This is a genomic window from Rhodospirillales bacterium, from assembly GCA_018666775.1.
In the GTDB taxonomy this organism is placed as follows: domain Bacteria; phylum Pseudomonadota; class Alphaproteobacteria; order SMXQ01; family SMXQ01; genus JABIXC01.
The window spans coordinates 45,411-63,320 of record JABIXC010000016.1; the positions used below are offsets into that span (position 1 = coordinate 45,411).

Below are 17,910 nucleotides of genomic sequence, written 5' to 3' on the forward strand. Positions count from 1 at the left end.
TGGTTTGTTTTACAGATCAAAATTCGCGCAGCAGCCGGCCAAAGCCTTCAATGGGTTCCGTAATCCCTGCGGTGCGCAGGGCCTTCCAGGTGATGGCTTGTTGTGATGTCATGACAGAAACACCCAATTCCTTTTCGATCTTGTCCAGAACATGGGCCACGGCCCAGTGTGCCGAGCCCAGATGAATGGTATCGGCTTCGGGATTTTCTTCCTTCACCTGAGATGCCAGCTTGAAAGCAACATCAACATCAATGGCACCGATATGTTTAAAATCTGAACCCACGGCAATAATGCCTGTGGGTTCAAACCCCATATTGCGCACCGATTGTTCATGGCGGTCATTATGTTCCGGCTCGTAACAATGGACGGAGGCCACCTTTTTGGACCCAAGTAACGTCATGGCTTCAATCTGGGCCTGGGTAGAGGTCACCACTTTCGTGCCAATTTTATTGCCGAGGTCTTCGCAAAGCTTTGGCAGGTTTTCAACGCCTAAGGACTGGTTCACCGGGTTGCCGCCCAGCACCACAACATCGGCACCGGAATCAGCCATGTACTGGGCCGCCTCTAATGAGCGTTCATGACAGCCAACAACCTCTTCTTTGGTGCGGGTGCGGATTTCCAAAGTCGTGATCATCAAGGTCACGCCATCGGGCACCATTTTATAAAATTCATAACAAAACGTTTCGGTCACAAAGGGGGGTGAGCAATAGCCGATCCTTGCACGATGTCCATACATGGGGATTCTCCTTTTATTGTTTTTTAAAATTCATTTAGCAGACGGCCAAACCCGTCAACGCGATCATCAACGCCGGTTTGGCGCATGGATTCCCAGGCGATGGCCTGAAGCGATGTCATGACTGAAATGCCAAATTCTTTTTCCAATGGCGCAATCGCATCAATCACCGTCCAGTGGGGGCAACCAAAATAAAGCGTATCGGCATCAGGGTTTTCTGCCATGGCGGCCCGCCCCCAATCCAACGCACATTTAGGGGTAAGGGTGCCAAGCGACACCAAAGCAGAACCGCCCGAATAAACGCCCGTTGGTTCCAGGCCAAAAAATTCAGAAATGGTTTTTTCATGGCGCGGGTTTTGGTCCGGCAAGAAGGGGTGAACGACCGCCACCTTTTTGGAACCAAGGGCCTTGAAGGCATGGACTTGGGCCAATGCAGAAGATGAAACCTTCACGCCAATTTCTTTCTCCAAGCCTGCCATCAATTCTTCAATGGTGCCTTCGCCCTTTGAAATGTTGATGGGAAGCCCGCCCAAAAGCACCAGATCGGCCCCGGCACGGGCAAAGGTGTGGGCGGATTCAATGGAAATTTCATAACATTTTTCAACGTCATTTTTGGAACGATCCCCAAGCGGCAGGGTGATCATCATCAACGACACGCCATCGGGCACAATGCGGTACCAATCAATGGGATACACCTCTGTGGTGACTGCTGCGACCGTATAGCCAATACGCGCGCGATGACCGTGAATTTTATCCCACTGAACCATGATTGCCCCCCTTTTTTATTTTATGCCTTAAGCAAATATATCCCAGAACATCCGCAATGCGGCCGCGCCCAGAAACAATGCAAATATACGGGTAAGATGGCGGCGCGGCAAACGATGCGCAAGACGCGCCCCAATGGGTGCCATCACCATGGCGGGCAGAGCACAAACCACAAAGCCCGCCAGATTAACATAGCCAACCGAAAACGGCGGCAACCCAGCGGTTTGCCAGCCAATGCCAACAAAACCCAACGCGCCCGGAATGGCCACCAACAGGCCCACGAAAGACGCCGTGCCAACGGCCATATGAATGGGCGTTGAAAACACGGTCAAGATGGCCACGGTAACCGCACCGCCGCCGATCCCAGCCATGGTAGAAACCGCCCCGGTGCCACTGCCAAAGGCAAAACTGCCGATGGGCCCGGGCATGGTGTCGCCCAAGGTAACGCGGGGCTCACCCGCTGCCAGATTTCCGGCAACCAAAATTGCGATGCTGGCAAAAACCGCCGCCAATGCCGTGCCAGACACCACCGATGCCAATGCCGTGCCCATGGCCACACCGGCCAGAATGCCCGGCCCGTAGCTTTGCAGGATTGAAAAATTGACTGCGCCAATACGCCAATGGGTCCTGGCAGAGGTTGCCGCCGTCACCACAATCACCGCCAGCGATGTCCCCACCGCCAAATGCATGCGCACGGCCACATCAATGTCTAAAAACCCTTGGGCAAAATAATAGGCCGGCACCAAAACAATGCCCCCGCCTGTGCCCAACAGCCCCGCCACCAGCCCTGAAAGCACGCCAGCACAAAAAAGGGCCATGGCAATCAGAACCAGCGTGGTTGGATCATTCATAAATTTGCCTTTCAGGCATCACGATGCGTCGGTCTTTTCAAAGTTCAAAGATACGGAATTGATGCAATAGCGCAAACCAGTGGGCGGCGGGCCATCTGGAAACACATGGCCAAGATGGGCATCACAGCGCCCACACACCACTTCGGTGCGCACCGCCCCGAAACTGCTATCGCGCACTTCTTCAATCACGCCCGGTTCTATGGGAGCGGTATAGCTGGGCCAGCCAGAACCGGATTCGAATTTTGTTTCAGAAGAAAAAAGTGCCGTCCCACAGCAAATACAATGATAGGTGCCATGATCGTGGCAATCCCAATAGCGCCCGGTAAAGGCCTGCTCAGTGCCCTTTTCACGGGCAACCCGGTATTCATCCGCTGAGAGTTGCGCGCGCCATTGCTCATTTGTTTTGGTGATTTTATCGGTCATGGTTTTTCCTGTGTGACGGTTTTAAAAAAATCCAACATGACGGCGTTAAATACCGCTTCATGATCAATCTGGGGATAATGATGGGCCCCCTTGATAATCTCAAGCCTGGCACCCGGAATTTTTGCAGCCACTAATCTTGCACTTTCACCCGGTTTAGTCCCCGCGACAGAACTGGCATCTTCGCCGCCAGCAATAATCAAGGTTGGGCAAGCAATGCCAGCCAATCGATCGCAATAATCAAAGCGCCCCAAATCTTCCATGATGGCAATATAGGCGTCTGGATCATTGTTGATGTAATGGGTTCGATACCAATCCATCAATCCTGAATTGGCGGCACGGAAATCATCGGGAAAATGGCTGTCAATTTGAGGGCCAGCGGCGATTTTCATACCGTGTTCGCGAATGGCGGTGTTGCGCGCCGCACGCACCCCGGAATTTCCGCCCTTGATCCGGCACGCCGTGGACACCAACGCCAGCGCGGTCAACCGATTCCCATGGGCACAGGCAAAGGCCTGACCGATAAAGCTTCCCAGCGACACGCCCATGAGAATAATTTTATCAATGCCCAAATGATCCAACAATGCGATCAGGTCTTCAGTGAAGGTTTCAACACCCATGGGCGCATCACCACACGATGATTCGCCCAACCCCCGAATGTCATAGGTGATCACCCGGTAATTGCGGGCCAGAACCGGCACTTGCCCGCGCCAGCCTTCGCGGGTGGACAGGCCCACGGAATGCACCAACACAACAACAGGGCGACGCCCTGTTTCGTCACCGGTATCATCATAAACAATGGATGCCCCACGGGTTTCTACGCTTGGCAAATGGATATCTCCTTTATTACAGCACGCAAAAATTTAAGCGATCCGCTTTCGCTGGGCAAGCATCAGACAAAAGAAAAACGGCGGGCCAATATGGCCCGCCGTCTTATGCGTCTCAGGGTGTTTAACCTTATCCTTTGGCCAATGCCGCCTTAACCCGCGCAGGGGTCATGGGTGCGGTTCGAAGACGCACACCCGTGGCATCATAGAAGGCATTCGCCATGGCCGCAGCCACCGGCCGGGTGGAGGGTTCCCCCGCCCCCATGGCCGGTTTGTCCGGCCGATTGATCAACACCACATCAATGGTTTCCGGGGTGTCGGGGCTTTCGGCGATGGGATAGCTTTCCCAATCGACACTGGTCACCGCATCGGGGCTGAACATCACCTCTTCATAAAGTGCCCGGCTTAAGGCCATACCGACATTGCCGTGAACACACCGGGTCAGACCATCGGGATTGATGATCAGGCCACAATCGTGGGAAACGGTGAATTTTTTGGGCCAGATCCGGCCTGTCCGTTTGTCCACCTCGACCTCGGATATGACAGCCACGAACGAACCCGAACGACGGGCATAGGCAATGCCCCGACCGGTTACCACATTTTTGCTTTTTTGGCCTTTGCGTGGACCAACCCTTGACTTCCACCCGGCCTTTTTGGCCACCGCCGTGATGGCATCGCGGTCGCGTTGGGTGCGCAGGTATTTAAGCCGGTATTCAACCGGGTCCATCCCTGCGGTTTCGGCCAGTTCATCTTGGAACTGTTCCGATGCAAACTGAATCTGGGGCCCAATGGGGTCGCGCAGATGTGATGTCCTGAGCGGTGAATTGCGCTTTAAAAATGGCGGGATCACCTTCCAGCCCAGCTTGTAATCGGGCACGTCATAAATGTTATCGGGTTCAGAAAAGAACTTGCGGGGGTTCAATTTTACCCCAAGCGCCTGACCCGCAAGATTATCTCTGGGCTTGGATTCATTGGACCGCACATTTTGCCGATCAAACGCCTTTGAAATAAATTCATAGGCAACGACATTGCCGTCTTTATCAATGCCGCCTCGGCAAGAATGTACAGAGGCCGGCGCCTTTGGATCCCAGCCCGTGCCTTCATGGCGCATGCCCTGAACCCGGACCGGTTTACCCACTTCTTTGGAAATCAACGCCGCCTGCATGGCAGCATCCCCGGCATCGTTACGACCGTATGAACCGGGGCCTGGAATCCAAATCCCGCGCACGGAACCCTTTGGCAGTTTCAGCATTTTTTCAACGCCCAGGGCCGTGTAATGGGGCTTTTGAGACCCGGTCCACAACATCACAGGGGTCGCCGTGGAATCGACCACCGCACAGGCCGGGCCCATGGAAGCATGGGACTGGAACGGAAATTCATATTCCGATGTCAGAACCTTTGCGGCCTTTTTCAGGGCCTTATCCACATTGCCTTTTTTGTGCTTGTTCTTTTTCTTGATCACCGGTGCTTTGCGGATGTGATCGTAAAGATCTTTTTGATCGCCAAAGGGTGCCTTGCCACCGCCGCTCCAATTGACCTTGATGGCTTCTGCCGCCTGAATGGCATCCCATTCATTATCGGCAACCACGGCCAAAAAGTTCTTTTTCTGGACAACGGTAATGCCCTTGATGTGCTTGATGGAAGCCGCGTCATAACCCTTTAACTTTGATCCAGCCTGGGTGGGATGGATCACCCGGGCATGAACCATGCCCGGCACCTTGACGTCGGTCACAAAGTCCGATGTGCCAAACACCTTGCCGGCAACATCGACGCGCGGGAAAGGTTTGCCAACAACGCGGTAATCCTTCACCGCTTTGGGCTTGGCCTTGCCGTGGGAATACAATCGGTTGCCCAGCTTTTTGTTCCACTTGAGCTTGCTGTTAAAATAATTGCCCTGAAGGATATCGGTGTAGGAAATCTTTTTAGACATATTCCCTTTGACGCTGATAACCCCGTCATTCACTTCCAGGGTGGCCGCATCAACCTTTAATCGCTTCGCACCTTCTTCGACCAGAACGCGGCGGGCTTCGGCGGCGATGACGCGCATGGCCTTGCCGCCCCATTTCACCCCGAATGATCCCGATGCACCGCCCTGATTGACCGTGTGCAAGGTATCACCCATCAAGGTGGTCACCCGTTCGTAATTAACATCCAGCTCTTCAGCGACAATCTGGGAAACCGCCACATCGACGCCCTGGCCCATATCCATCTTGCCAAAGAACGCCGTGACTTTGCCGTCTGACGTCATCGCAATGAACGTGTCCAGTTGATCGGGGATCAGTTTTGGCTTTTTGGTCGACCCAAAGGCCGCCATGGTTTTTGCCGAAGCTTTTTTGGTTGCCACAATGGGCTGTGCGCCCATGACAACCACCAATGCACCCGCACCCCTGAGAAGGTCGCGGCGCGAAACATCAAAATCTTTTGGTGAAATCATTTTCGTCATTTTCCGGGCCCTCCCTAAGATGCCATGGCTTTGGCAGCGCGTTTAACCGCATTCATGATGGCGTAATGGGTGCCACAGCGGCATTTAAGCCCCTTTAGCCCCTCGCGAATTTCCGCATCATTGACCTTTGGATTTTTCGCCAGCATTTCCGCCGCCGTCATGATCCAGCCGTTGACGCAATAGCCACATTGCGGCACCTGCTCTTCAACGTATGCCGTTTGCAATGGATGGGGTTTTTCCGGCGTGCCCAAGCCCCGAAGGGTCACCACTTTCTTGCCCTTAACCGATCCAACCGGCGTCACACAAGATCGCGTGGCCTTGCCGTTGACATGGACCGTACAGGCGCCGCACTGGGCCAGCCCGCAACCAAAATGAGGATTATTAAGCCCGATATCGTTTCGGAGCGCATAAAGCAGGGGCATTTCAGGGTCCACACTGACCGTGTAGTGCCCCCCATTTACATTGAGTTTCATCCGTTCTTTTTTGGCCATGAACCGCCTCCATAAAGGTTGATTAACGTTGTCAACTTCAGGCCATGCAAAAAGGCAGGCCCCCCAATTGTGGATGCTTCTTATGCCCTGTGCCGTTAAGCCACAGGCTGGACATCCCTTTAAATTATGAACACGCAAAATTTGCGTGATAATCAAATTGGTGAATTAAATCGGACACAGGCAGAATTGTTTCTGCTCTTTGTTGTCCGTCATCTCCCGTTGATGAATTCTCTACCCCACGCGGGCATTGAGTCAAGACTAGTTAGAGGAAGGTTTATTAAAATCGTCAATGGCCGCTGCGGTATCAAGGTCCAATAGGGTCCCTGACCCGGTCATGGCAATCTCGCGAACTGCATCTGGATGGGCACCAACCACGGCTTTGGCACCCCCATCCCCTTTCAGGGCGATCAGTTCTGGAAAAAATTTCGCGGCAAACAAAACCGGGTTTCCCCGCCGCCCGTCAGCCACCGGCACCGAAATGCCATCCGCATCAAAGCTATCAATCAATTGGTTGATGGCATCGGCATTCAGGTTTGGCATGTCACCCAAACAGATCAACGCACCGTCAATATCATTACCCAAAGCCCCAATGCCCGCAGCAATGGACGTGCCCATGCCTTCGCCAAATTCTGGATTATGGACAAATGAAATATCCCGGCCCAAAAGCGCATCTTCGATACGGCCTGATTCAAACCCCGAAACAACCACGACTTTATCCGCGCGGGATGCGCAAACCTGATCAACAACGCAGGCAATCATCGGTTTGTCGCCAATGGGAGCCATTAATTTATTTAACGCACCCGCACGCTGGCTGGACCCTGCCGCCAAAATCAAACCCGCGATCTTGGGTACAGATGCCGTCATTTAGGGGCAATGCCCTTTTTCTTTGGCCGCAACACATCAATGATCTGGGCAACGATGGAAATGCCAATTTCCGGCGGCGATAATGCGCCAATGTCCAGCCCCACGGGGCCATGGATGCGATCTAGATCGGCATCGCTAAATCCCTGTTCTTTCATGCGTTCGCGCCGGGCACCTTGGGTTTTCCGAGACCCCAATGCACCAATATAAAACGCATCAGACTTCATTGCCGTTGCAAGGGCCGGTTCATCCAGCTTTGGATCGTGGCTCAAGGCAACCACCGCCATACGCCGATCAATGCCAAGGGCCCCCAGCGCTTCTTCGGGCCAATCATGGTTTAGCTCAGCACCGGGAAAACGGGGCGCTGTGGCATAGGTCGTGCGCGGATCAATGATCGTTACCTCAAACCCGGCCATGGCCGCCATGGAAGAAAGATATTGCGAAATATGGCCCGCACCAATGATGGCCAATCGCAAGGGCTGGCTTAGGACCAGAATAAAATAACTGCGTTCATTTTCTTCGACGCGGCGGCTTTCATTGGCAGCCATGGCTTTTTTAACAGCACCCGACAGCCCGCCATCAAGGGCAAGATCACCTTCGGCCAAACCATCCACCACCAAGGCTTCTGCACCGCTTTCAAGATCGGTGACCAGCGCCACGTCGCGTTTTTCAGCCCGCGCCTTAAGCAGCGCGTTTAGACTGGTTGCCTTCATGCCACTTTCTCCACGTAAATTTCGATTTTACCGCCACACGACAGGCCCACTTCCCAAGCCTGATCATCGGCAATGCCAAAATCAAGCAATCGGGGTTTGCCTTCGGTGATCACGCCCTGGGCCGCATCAACCACGGCGCTTTCGACGCAACCCGCAGAAACCGAGCCAGCAAAATTACCATCCCCATCGACAACCAGCTGGCTGCCCACGGGCCGGGGCGATGAACCCCAGGTGGTCACCACGGTGGCCACCGCCACCTCACGGCCATCGGCTTTCCACTCTGCTGCCAGACTTAAAACATCGTCGCCACTTCCGGGCACAATACCATTCATAGATTCTCTCCCCCTGAGCAAAAGGCTATCATCATTGCCAACCATTATACCCTTGTTTCCGCTTACGCCAACTTGACAAAACCGGGGTGGAGGCTGCACAACAAATAAAACAACTTTAAATCTGTCGCTAAGGGAGGCGGCGCTTTATGAACACCACGCCAAAAGCCAAATCCGTCTTTATCGGCAGCCTTCGAAATAATCCTGATCTGGACAAATGGATCGTCATTGAACCAGACGGCGTTATCCAGATTCAATCCGGCAAAATTGAAATCGGCCAAGGCCTGCGTACCGCACTGGCCATGGTTGCTGCAGAAGAGCTGGATATCGACCTTTCCCGGGTCCGCATGCAAATGGCCGACACCGAATTGACCGCCGATGAACAGGTGACATCGGGCAGCAAATCCATGGAAAGTTCGGCCACCGCGCTGCGCTACGCCGCCGCCGAATGCCGCGCCATTATGCTGGCCAAAGCCGCAGAAAACATGGGCGTCGATGTCGATAGCCTGATCGTCGAAGACGGCACCATCAAAAGCCCCGCCACCAATGCCCAAACCACCTATTGGGATGTGATGGGCGGTGAAAAATTTGGCCAAAAAGCTACCGGGACCGTTTCCCCCAAACCAGCCAGCGCCCACCGCATTGTTGGTACAGAGCCTGAGCGGGTGGATATTCCATGGCGCGTTTTCGGCCCGGGTGAAGGCATCGGGGATGCCCTGTTCATGCACGACATGGAACGCCCCAATATGCTGCATGGGCGCATCATTCGGCCAACCCACCAAGGTTCACGCCTTGAATCCGTTGACCCAAGCGCGCTTGAGGCCATGCCCGGGGTCGTAAAAATCGTCAAAAATGGCAGTTTTCTGGGCCTTATTGCCGAAAGAGAAGACCAGGCCATCAAAGCCGCAGAAGCGCTGGCCGAGGCCGCCAATTGGACCGCAGGGGAGCCCCTGCCCAATGAAGAACAAATTTATGACTGGATGGTCAGCCAAGACACCATCGATAACGGCGTCATAGATGGCGCCCATATCAAAGATGCCCCCGTTGAAGCCCCACCACCCAAAAATGCTGCCCTGACCCTGGAGGGAATGTATGGCAAACCCTATATCCTGCATGGGGCCATGGGACCGGCCTGCGCCATTGCACAATTCAAAGGCGATGCCTTAACGCTCTGGACCCACAGCCAAGGGGTGTTCCCCCTGCGCCGGGCTTTGGCCCCGGTTCTGGAATTAAAAGAAGAAAACATCCATTGCATCCATCGTGATGGGGCCGGGTGTTATGGCCATAATTCAGCCGATGATGTGGCGCTCGATGCGGCCCTTTTGGCGCGCGAGGCCGATGGCCGCCCGGTTCGGGTGCAATGGACCCGCAAGGACGAACACCGGTGGGAACCCTTTGGCACCGCCATGGTGTGTGGCGCGCGCGCAAGCCTAGATGCGGATGGCCAGATCATTGATTGGCGGTTTGATATCTGGTCTGGCATGCACGGCAACCGGCCCAAATTCCACAAGGAACAAACGGCCCTTTTGGCGGCGTCCCACATGGATACCCATTGGAAACCCCAGCCCTTTATCGCCGCTGTGGCCGATGAAGCAGGCGAACACCGCAATGCCAGCCCCGGATATGATTTACCGGTTTGCAACATCGCCAAGCATTTTGTCGCAAACCATCCGTTTAGAACCTCATCCCTGCGCGGCCTTGGTGCTTTTGCCAATGTGTTCGCCATTGAATCAATGATGGACGAACTGGCCCATGCCTCCGGTCAAGATACCGTGGCCTTCCGCCTGCGCCATTTATCAGACCCGCGCGCGCGCGCTGTTTTGGAAGAAACCGCGGGCGCCATCAAATGGGACCCCAAAAGCTGGACGCCGGGCAATGCCCAAGGCATCGCCTATGCCCGATATAAAAACTTTGCTGCCTATTGTGCCGTCGCCGTGGACATCACCATTGATGAAGCAACGGGTGTCATCACCGTCAACCATGCAGTCGTTGCCGGGGATGCGGGCGAAGCGGTCGCGCCCAATGGCATCAAAGCGCAACTGGAAGGCGGCGTCATTCAGGCCACCAGCTGGACCTTGAAAGAACGGGTGCGATTTGACCCCGGTTCCATCACCAGCACAGATTGGGAAACCTATCCCATCCTCAGTTTCCGCGAATCCCCTGAGGTCGACGCCATTGTGATTTCCAAAAAGGGCGATCCATTCTTAGGTGTTGGTGAAGCCAGCCAAAGCCCGACGGCAGGGGCCATTGCCAATGCCGTTTTCAATGCCACCGGCGCGCGTCTGCGCGAAATGCCATTTACGCCCGAACGCGTTCGCGCCATGTTGGTCGAAGCGGGCAAACGATAACAAACCAAAATAAAGTACAGAGGAAACATCATGGCCGAAAAATTCACACTGCGCGTTAACGGCGCCGAACATTCCGTAACCGTCGAACCCGACACCCCGTTGCTGTATGTGCTGCGCAATGATTTGGGGTTGAAATCCGCCAAATATGGCTGTGGTGAAGAACAATGCGGGGCGTGCTCGGTCATTGTTGATGGCGAACGCGCCTTTTCGTGCTCGGTTCCGATCAACGAAGTGACCGGCAAAGACATCACAACCCTGGAAGGGCTGGGCACCAAAAACGCCCCCCACGCCCTGCAAACCGCCTTTATTGAAGAACAAGCCGCCCAGTGTGGGTATTGCACCAGCGGCATCATCATGGCCGCCAAGGCATTGCTGGATGCCAATCCCGATCCCGACATGGATGCTATCCGCACTGGGTTACAAGACAATCTTTGTCGGTGTGGTGCCCATGGCCGGGTTTTAAAGGCCGTCCAGCGCGCCGCCAAAGCATTGCGTTAAGGGGATTATTATGAGCGACAAGCCCAAGCTGCCCGGCAGCCTGAACACCGACGCACGGCTGGATTCATGGATCATCATCAATGATGATGCCGCCACCATCACCATCAAAACCGGCAAGGTTGAATACGGCCAAGGCGTGATTACCGCCATCGCCCAAATTGCCGCCGAAGAACTGGATGTGGCAATAGATCGCATCCGGATCAAAACCGCCGATACGGGTGAAACCGTCAATGAACGCCTGACCGCAGGGTCTGGCAGCATTGAAGAAAGTGGTGCCGCCATCCGACATGCCGGTGCCCATGCCAAAGCACTGTTACTGGAAAAGGCTGCAGCATCCCTGTCTGTCGAAACAAAATCTCTATCGGTCGAAGACGGCACCATCAAAAGCACTGCCACCAACACCCAAACCACCTATTGGGAATTGTTGGGCGGCAAGACGTTTGATGCCGATATTACCGGCGAAATCCCGCCAAAAGACCCTTCAAAGCATACCATTGTTGGCCACCCTGTGATCCGCATCGACATAGCAGACAAAGTCACCGGCACGCCTGCGTTCATTCAAGACATGGATATTCCCGGCCTGTTGCATGGCCGCATTTTGCGCCCGCCATCTTATGATGCGCAGTTGAAAAAAACCGATATTGAAGGGGCGCGTGCCCTGCCCGGTGTGGTCGATGTGATCCTTGATGGGCGCTTCATCGGCATTATTGCAGAACGCGAAGACCAGGCCGTTCACGCCTGGAACGTTCTGGGTGAAGCCACCACCTGGGATGAAAAAGCGACACTGCCCAATGAAGACCAGCTTTATGATTGGCTGGTCAGTCAGGAAACCGATGATTATCTGGTGGTCGATGGCGTGCCAGAAGACCAACCCATCCCAGAAATTACCGCCCCCGAAGGGGCTGCCAATACGCTGGAAGCCGTCTATGGCCGGCCCTATCAGTCCCACGCATCCATCGGCCCATCATCGGGCATGGCTGTCTGGGAAGGCGACAATCTGAAAGTTTGGAGCCACACTCAGGGCATCTATCCTCTGCAAGCCGCGCTATCTTGCGCCTTTGGAATAGATGCGGAAAAAATTCGCTGTATTGCGGCTGAGAATGCAGGCTGTTACGGCCATAACGGTGCCGATGATGCGGCCATGGATGCCGCCGTTCTGGCCCGGACCGTTCCCGGGCGCACGGTGCGGGTGCAATGGATGCGCGAAGATGAAAACCGCTGGGAACCGCTGGGGTCTGCCCAGGTCATGATGACCCAGGCCAGTCTGGATAAAGACGGCAATATCATGGACTGGAATTTTGATGTCTGGTCCAACGCCCATGCCGGGCGGCCCCGGGCCAAGACTGAAACCGCTGGCTTTATCGCACTTTGGCACAAGGAAAACCCTGTCCCCCCACCACCACCGGGCGATAATCAGGGCAAAGACGGCGGGGCCCATCGCGGCGCGCGGCCGTATTACGATCTTCCCAACCAGCGCATCGCCAAACATTTTGTAAAACCCCATCCGTTCCGGGTGTCGTCTCTGCGCGCCCTTGGAACCTTTGGTAATTTGTTTGCGACCGAATCCTTTATGGATGAACTCGCCCATGAAGCAGGGATTGAGGCCATTGAGTTTCGTCTGCGCCACACCAAAGATCCCCGCGCACGCGCCGTCATCGAAGCGGTGGCCAAAGCGGCCAGCTGGGACCCGTCAAGCTGGCGTGATGGACAGGCCCAAGGGTTTGCATTCAACCGCTACAAAAATTCAAAATGCTATGCAGCCGTCATCTTTGATGTGAATGTCGATCGAAAAACAGGTGTGATTTCAATCCCCAAAGCCTATATCGGCGGAGATTGCGGCCAAATCATCAATCCCGATGGCGTTGCCAACCAATTAGAAGGGGGCCTGATTCAAGCCGCCAGTTGGACCCTTAAAGAAGCCGTGCGATTTGACCCGGTGCGCATTACGTCCATCGATTGGGAAACCTATCCCATCTTGAACTTCAAGGAAGTTCCGGAAATCGATGTGGTGCTGCTGGATCACAAAGGGGAAAAACCCATGGGCGTGGGCGAAGCCACCCAAGGCCCAACCCCGGCGGCCATCGCCAATGGTGTGTTCAACGCCACCGGCGTGCGCATGCGCGAATTGCCCCTGACGCCAGACAGGGTTTTATCCATGCTGTCAGGTGGAACTTAAGATTTTAAAGCTTGGCGTAATCGATGGTGGCGTTCATATCCACCGAAGCATCGGCGGCGGGCATGGGGTATTTCAGGCCTGAGCCACAATTGAACAAGACCACCCGTTCGTCTTTGGCAATGCGCCCTGATGCCAGTTCTTGCTTGAAGGCGGCATAGGTGGCCGCCCCTTCGGGACACAGCAACAGGCCTTCTTTTTTGGCAACCTCGTCCCGCGCGGAATCGATGGCATCATCGGGCACGGCAACGGCAAAGCCCTTTGATTCCCGCACGGCGCGCAAGATCAGGAAATCGCCGATGGCCACGGGCACCCGGATACCGGCGGCAATGGTGTGCGCCCCGGTCCAAAGCTCGGCATGTTCAACGCCATCGTCATAGGCCCTTACAATCGGGGCGCAGCCTTCGGCCTGAACCGCCACCATGCGCGGACGTTTTTTACCAATCCAGCCCAGCGCTTCGAGTTCCTGAAAGGCTTTCCACATGCCGATTAGCCCGGTGCCGCCTCCGGTGGGATACATAATAACATCGGGCACGTCCCAGCCCAGCTGTTCGGCCAATTCCAGACCCATGGTTTTCTTGCCCTCAATCCGGTAGGGCTCTTTCAGGGTGTTTCCTTCAAACCAGCCCGCAGCCTCGCGGCCATCAGCCACGATTTTCCCGCAATCATTAATCAGCCCGTTAACGCGATAGACGCGTGACCCCTGCAGGGCAATTTCGCGGACATTGATTTCAGGCGTGTCATCGGGACAGAACACCACGCCTTCAATGCCCGCACGGGAACAGTACGCTGCCATTGCAGCCCCGGCATTGCCATTGGTGGCCATGGCCATTTTTTTGATGCCCAGTTCCTTGGCCATGGACACGGCCATCACCAAGCCCCGAGCCTTGAAAGACCCCGTTGGCAGGCGGCCTTCGTCCTTGACCAGAATGTCGCTACAGCCAAGGGATGCCTGCAACGCAGGACAGGGCACCAATGGGGTCATGGTTTCGCCCAATGAAATAATGTTTTCCACCCGGCGGACCGGCAGTAATTCCCGGTAACGCCAAAGATCCGGGGCCCGTGCCGCCAGATCATCCCGGGTGACCGCCGCCTTGATGCCATCAAGATCATAGCGCACCAAAAGCGGCTTTCCGGCATCTGACAGATTGTGAACCTGATCAGCGGCGTAGATATCACCCTTCATCCCGCATTCAAGATGCGTGACGAATGTCGGTCGTTCTGTGACCAGATTGTTTTCCATTATGCCGTGACCGGGGTCCTGATATCACCAATGCCGTCAATGTGTCCTTCCATGACGTCCCCTGCGACCACGGCCCCCACCCCTTCGGGGGTGCCGGTATAGATCAGATCACCGGGGCAAAGTTCACCCAAAGACGAAAGATGGGCAATGGTTTCAGGCACGCTCCAGATCAGGTGGGTAATGTCGCTTTCCTGACGGGTTTCACCGTTGACCTTAAGCCAGATGGCGGCAGCAGCAGGATGACCGATTGAAGACGCTGGCATAATGGGTGAACACGGCGCGGAATGATCGAAGGATTTTCCCATTTCCCAAGGACGGCCCGTGTCTTTGGCCGCGTTCTGAAGATCGCGCCGGGTCATATCAAGACCAACGGCATAGCCAAACACGTGATCAAGGGCATCGGCTTCGGAAATATCAGTCCCGGCCTTACCAATGGCCACCACCAATTCAATTTCATGGTGCAAGTTTTTCGTTCCCGGAGGATAGGCAATGGCAACGCCATTTTGAACAATGGCATCGGTGGGTTTTTGAAAAAAGAAGGGGGGATCACGATCTGGATCACTGCCCATTTCCCTGGCATGGGCGGCATAATTGCGCCCGACGCACCAGATGCGGCGAACGGCATAGCTGTCTTCGGAACCCGCGACTGGCAGTTCCACACTGGGAACGGAATGACTCATAACGCTATCCTTATTAATTTTTCAAAGAGATAAAACGGCCCCTGATATACGAAAATTGATGGGACATGGCAAGGGATGGGACCATTTCAGGGTATCGGGCCACTTCAGGCGCGAGATTTCACCCGGTGCTTCAAGGCGGCATAGACCGTCGCATTCACAGGGGTTTCAACCCCAAGCTCTGCGCCCATGCGGGCAACGGCCCCCGAAAGCCACCCCACTTCCAAAGGCCGGTCGGCACAAAAATCGTGATACATGGAAGAGGTCATGTCTTCGGGCAGGGTATCGGTAAAAGCCATGCGGTCATCGGCGTAATTTTCTGCAAGATCAATGCCCCGAGCCCTTGCAACGGCCACCGCTTCACCAATCACGGCCCCTAGAAAGGCGCGCCGATCCGGATCAGACCGGATGGCACCGATGCCAAGCCCCGTCAGGGTCGTGGTGGCAGAAAGACCAACCAAAAACGTAAATTTCTGCCACATGGCAAGAATGACATCAGGGCAAGCCTCCACATCGACACCAGCGCGTGCAAAGGCTGCGGCACAGGCATCAATGCGCGGACTGGTTCCACCAGACAACTCGCCCAGCTGAATGCGGGCCATGGTGCCGCCATGGGCAATCCTGCCCGGGGCCGGCACCGATGCCGCAATATACGAAATGCCGCCGCCCACGCGTTCTGCCCCAAACGCATCGATTAGGATGGCTTCGGCTTCAACGCCATTTTGTAGGGATATTACCAGCGTATCAGGGCCAACAATGGGTCCGATCAGATCACAGGCACCCTGGGTGTCATCCAGCTTTACGCAGATAAACACAACATCTGGCACGCCAAGGGCGGCGGGATCGGGATTGGCCTGTGCGCCTTGGCCGATATCAATGCAAACATCCCCAAGGCCGCTTTGTACCTTAAGGCCGTTTTTCTCCATGGCATCCAGATGCGCGCCACGGGCGACAAAGCCCACTTCTTCACCGGCTGCTGCCAACCGTGCGCCGAAATACCCGCCAACGCCCCCTGATCCCATCATCACGAATTTCATTGATCACCCATAATTTGCCATGATTTAGCCTCAAACTTCACCTTGACCCACATGCAAAACCTATTGCATCATCCACGCGATTGATCCTGATTAACAACAAAAATTTCAGGACAGAGACAACAACAGGGTGAAACTGGCAGTCATACATCACGCTAATTTTTAGCGCCCCCATTCATTACAGTATTATTACGCATCCCATCGATGTGACCATCTCAAAACGGGAACGTATGACGTACCAGTTTCAATAATGGTCCAGGGCATGAATGCCCACCATAACGGGTTATCAGGGAGAGACTGTAATGTTTGACGATGATTATGATGAATATGATGATTTTGTAAAACTGGACGGCCAAGACACACAGCTGGATATGCTTGACCGCCGTCGTTTTTTAATGGGCAGCATCGCGGCCCTTGGCACCGGGATCATGGCTGGCATGCCACTGTCCCAGGCCTTCGCCGCTTCATTCCCATCTCGTGCCATGAGCATTTTTGTTCCCACCCGTGAAGGTGGCGGTGCCGATCGTAATCTGCGCCTTGTTACCGGGGTTTGGAAAAAATATCTCAACACCAAGTTTGATCGCCGGTTCTATCCGGGCGCATCAGGCCGGGTTGGGTATGAAACCTATATGGGCAAAGCCGGCAGTTCTGGCCATGAGCTTATCTTTGGTAACATGGGGCCTGAAGTCCTGAACTGGGTGGTTAAAAAACCGACCTTCCCGATCAGCAATTATTTCTATTTTGGCCGTGTTGATGAAGATGCTGCTGTGGTTTTTGTTGGCAAACGGTCCAAATATAAAACCATCGATGACATCATTGCCGCTGGTAAATCCCGCATCCTGAATGTTGGGACCAGCCGTATTGCCCACCCCGCCACCATTGGGGCGATGGCATTGGCAAGTCACACCGGCGCACAATTTAACCCGATCCCATTATCGGGCGGAAAAAACACCCGCGCAGGTGTTGCCACCGGGGAAATGGACTTTGGTGTCCTGCCGTCTGGCGGCATTGCACGCAAGGGCAAAAACTTCCGTACCTTGCTTGTCTTTGATAGCAAGAACCGCCTGGGCAGCCGGCTTAATAATGCGCCGACCGCCAATGATCATTTCGGTATGAAGCTGCCGCCCATGTATTCCGCACGGGCCTTTGGCATCAAAACCGAGGTTCAGAAAAAACACCCAGAACGGGTCGCTTTATTGCAAAGCACCCTGGACAAGGTTTTTGCTGATCCTGACTTCAGAAAGGCCGTGAAAAAAGCCAAGCTGCCATGGGAATTAATCAGCCCGGGCAACGCCGCACAATGTGCAAAATACGTGAAAGACATCACGGAGATTGGCACGAAGTATCGTGATCTGATGCGAGGTGCATCGGCCAAGGCCAAAAAGAACAAGAAGAAGAAAAAATAAATCAGCCTATCCAGTACAGTAAAACGACAGGATCGGGCGGCGGACAGGTAAACTGTCTGCCGCCCATTTCCTGAATTAAAACAAGAGGGGATATTAAG

The 17,910-nt window shown here is 54.7% G+C and carries 17 protein-coding genes; 4 read left to right on the plus strand and 13 right to left on the minus strand.

Going from position 1 to position 17,910, the window contains the following annotated elements; genetic code table 11:
- Nucleotides 1–16 precede the first annotated feature (16 nt).
- From HOJ08_07820 to HOJ08_07865, 10 genes are all read right to left on the minus strand, one after another.
- Nucleotides 17–736 (minus strand): hypothetical protein, encoded by a 720-nt coding sequence (locus tag HOJ08_07820; GenBank protein ID MBT5673340.1) that lies wholly within the window; start codon nt 734–736, stop codon nt 17–19.
- Nucleotides 737–759: 23 nt separating this feature from the next.
- Nucleotides 760–1,500 carry a hypothetical protein gene (locus HOJ08_07825; GenBank protein MBT5673341.1) on the minus strand — a complete coding sequence of 247 codons (741 nt, stop codon included), beginning with the start codon at nt 1,498–1,500 and terminating at the stop codon, nt 760–762.
- A gap of 27 nt (nt 1,501–1,527) precedes the next feature.
- Entirely contained in the window at nt 1,528–2,349 is an 822-nt protein-coding gene (locus tag HOJ08_07830; GenBank protein MBT5673342.1) for a sulfite exporter TauE/SafE family protein, read from the minus strand.
- Nucleotides 2,350–2,367: 18 nt separating this feature from the next.
- Nucleotides 2,368–2,772 carry a peptide-methionine (R)-S-oxide reductase MsrB gene (msrB, locus tag HOJ08_07835; protein ID MBT5673343.1) on the minus strand — a complete coding sequence of 135 codons (405 nt, stop codon included), beginning with the start codon at nt 2,770–2,772 and terminating at the stop codon, nt 2,368–2,370.
- Nucleotides 2,769–3,599, minus strand: coding sequence for an alpha/beta fold hydrolase (locus tag HOJ08_07840; protein MBT5673344.1), 831 nt, complete (start codon nt 3,597–3,599; stop codon nt 2,769–2,771). Before HOJ08_07840 ends, msrB begins: the two co-directional genes overlap by 4 nt.
- 127 nt (nt 3,600–3,726) lie before the next feature.
- Nucleotides 3,727–6,039, minus strand: a complete 2,313-nt coding sequence (locus tag HOJ08_07845; GenBank protein MBT5673345.1) for a xanthine dehydrogenase family protein molybdopterin-binding subunit — start codon at nt 6,037–6,039, stop codon at nt 3,727–3,729.
- Between the two features lie 14 nt (nt 6,040–6,053).
- Entirely contained in the window at nt 6,054–6,530 is a 477-nt protein-coding gene (locus tag HOJ08_07850; protein ID MBT5673346.1) for a (2Fe-2S)-binding protein, read from the minus strand.
- A 258-nt stretch (nt 6,531–6,788) separates the two neighbouring features.
- Nucleotides 6,789–7,394: a nucleotidyltransferase family protein gene (locus HOJ08_07855; GenBank protein ID MBT5673347.1), complete on the minus strand. Its 606-nt coding sequence runs from the start codon at nt 7,392–7,394 to the stop codon at nt 6,789–6,791.
- Nucleotides 7,391–8,104 carry a xanthine dehydrogenase gene (locus HOJ08_07860; GenBank protein ID MBT5673348.1) on the minus strand — a complete coding sequence of 238 codons (714 nt, stop codon included), beginning with the start codon at nt 8,102–8,104 and terminating at the stop codon, nt 7,391–7,393. The genes HOJ08_07855 and HOJ08_07860 overlap by 4 nt, the downstream gene beginning before the upstream one ends.
- Nucleotides 8,101–8,436: an XdhC family protein gene (locus tag HOJ08_07865; protein ID MBT5673349.1), complete on the minus strand. Its 336-nt coding sequence runs from the start codon at nt 8,434–8,436 to the stop codon at nt 8,101–8,103. Before HOJ08_07865 ends, HOJ08_07860 begins: the two co-directional genes overlap by 4 nt.
- Before the next feature lie 146 nt (nt 8,437–8,582).
- Between HOJ08_07865 and HOJ08_07870 the strand changes: the two genes are divergently transcribed.
- The 3 genes from HOJ08_07870 to HOJ08_07880 are packed head-to-tail and all read left to right on the plus strand — an operon-like array spanning nt 8,583 to nt 13,455.
- Nucleotides 8,583–10,781 (plus strand): xanthine dehydrogenase family protein molybdopterin-binding subunit, encoded by a 2,199-nt coding sequence (locus HOJ08_07870; GenBank protein ID MBT5673350.1) that lies wholly within the window; start codon nt 8,583–8,585, stop codon nt 10,779–10,781.
- Nucleotides 10,782–10,811: 30 nt separating this feature from the next.
- Nucleotides 10,812–11,279 (plus strand): (2Fe-2S)-binding protein, encoded by a 468-nt coding sequence (locus HOJ08_07875; GenBank protein ID MBT5673351.1) that lies wholly within the window; start codon nt 10,812–10,814, stop codon nt 11,277–11,279.
- Between the two features lie 10 nt (nt 11,280–11,289).
- Nucleotides 11,290–13,455 carry a xanthine dehydrogenase family protein molybdopterin-binding subunit gene (locus HOJ08_07880; protein ID MBT5673352.1) on the plus strand — a complete coding sequence of 722 codons (2,166 nt, stop codon included), beginning with the start codon at nt 11,290–11,292 and terminating at the stop codon, nt 13,453–13,455.
- A 4-nt stretch (nt 13,456–13,459) separates the two neighbouring features.
- Here HOJ08_07880 and HOJ08_07885 read toward each other — a convergent pair whose 3' ends face one another.
- The 3 genes from HOJ08_07885 to HOJ08_07895 form a co-directional block, all read right to left on the minus strand.
- Nucleotides 13,460–14,695: a threonine synthase gene (locus HOJ08_07885; GenBank protein MBT5673353.1), complete on the minus strand. Its 1,236-nt coding sequence runs from the start codon at nt 14,693–14,695 to the stop codon at nt 13,460–13,462.
- Nucleotides 14,695–15,375, minus strand: a complete 681-nt coding sequence (locus tag HOJ08_07890; GenBank protein ID MBT5673354.1) for a fumarylacetoacetate hydrolase family protein — start codon at nt 15,373–15,375, stop codon at nt 14,695–14,697. The genes HOJ08_07885 and HOJ08_07890 overlap by 1 nt, the downstream gene beginning before the upstream one ends.
- A gap of 104 nt (nt 15,376–15,479) precedes the next feature.
- Nucleotides 15,480–16,409, minus strand: coding sequence for a 2-dehydropantoate 2-reductase (locus HOJ08_07895; protein MBT5673355.1), 930 nt, complete (start codon nt 16,407–16,409; stop codon nt 15,480–15,482).
- A gap of 299 nt (nt 16,410–16,708) precedes the next feature.
- Here HOJ08_07895 and HOJ08_07900 point away from each other — a divergent pair, with 299 nt between their 5' ends.
- Nucleotides 16,709–17,812, plus strand: a complete 1,104-nt coding sequence (locus HOJ08_07900; protein ID MBT5673356.1) for a hypothetical protein — start codon at nt 16,709–16,711, stop codon at nt 17,810–17,812.
- Nucleotides 17,813–17,910 lie beyond the last annotated feature (98 nt).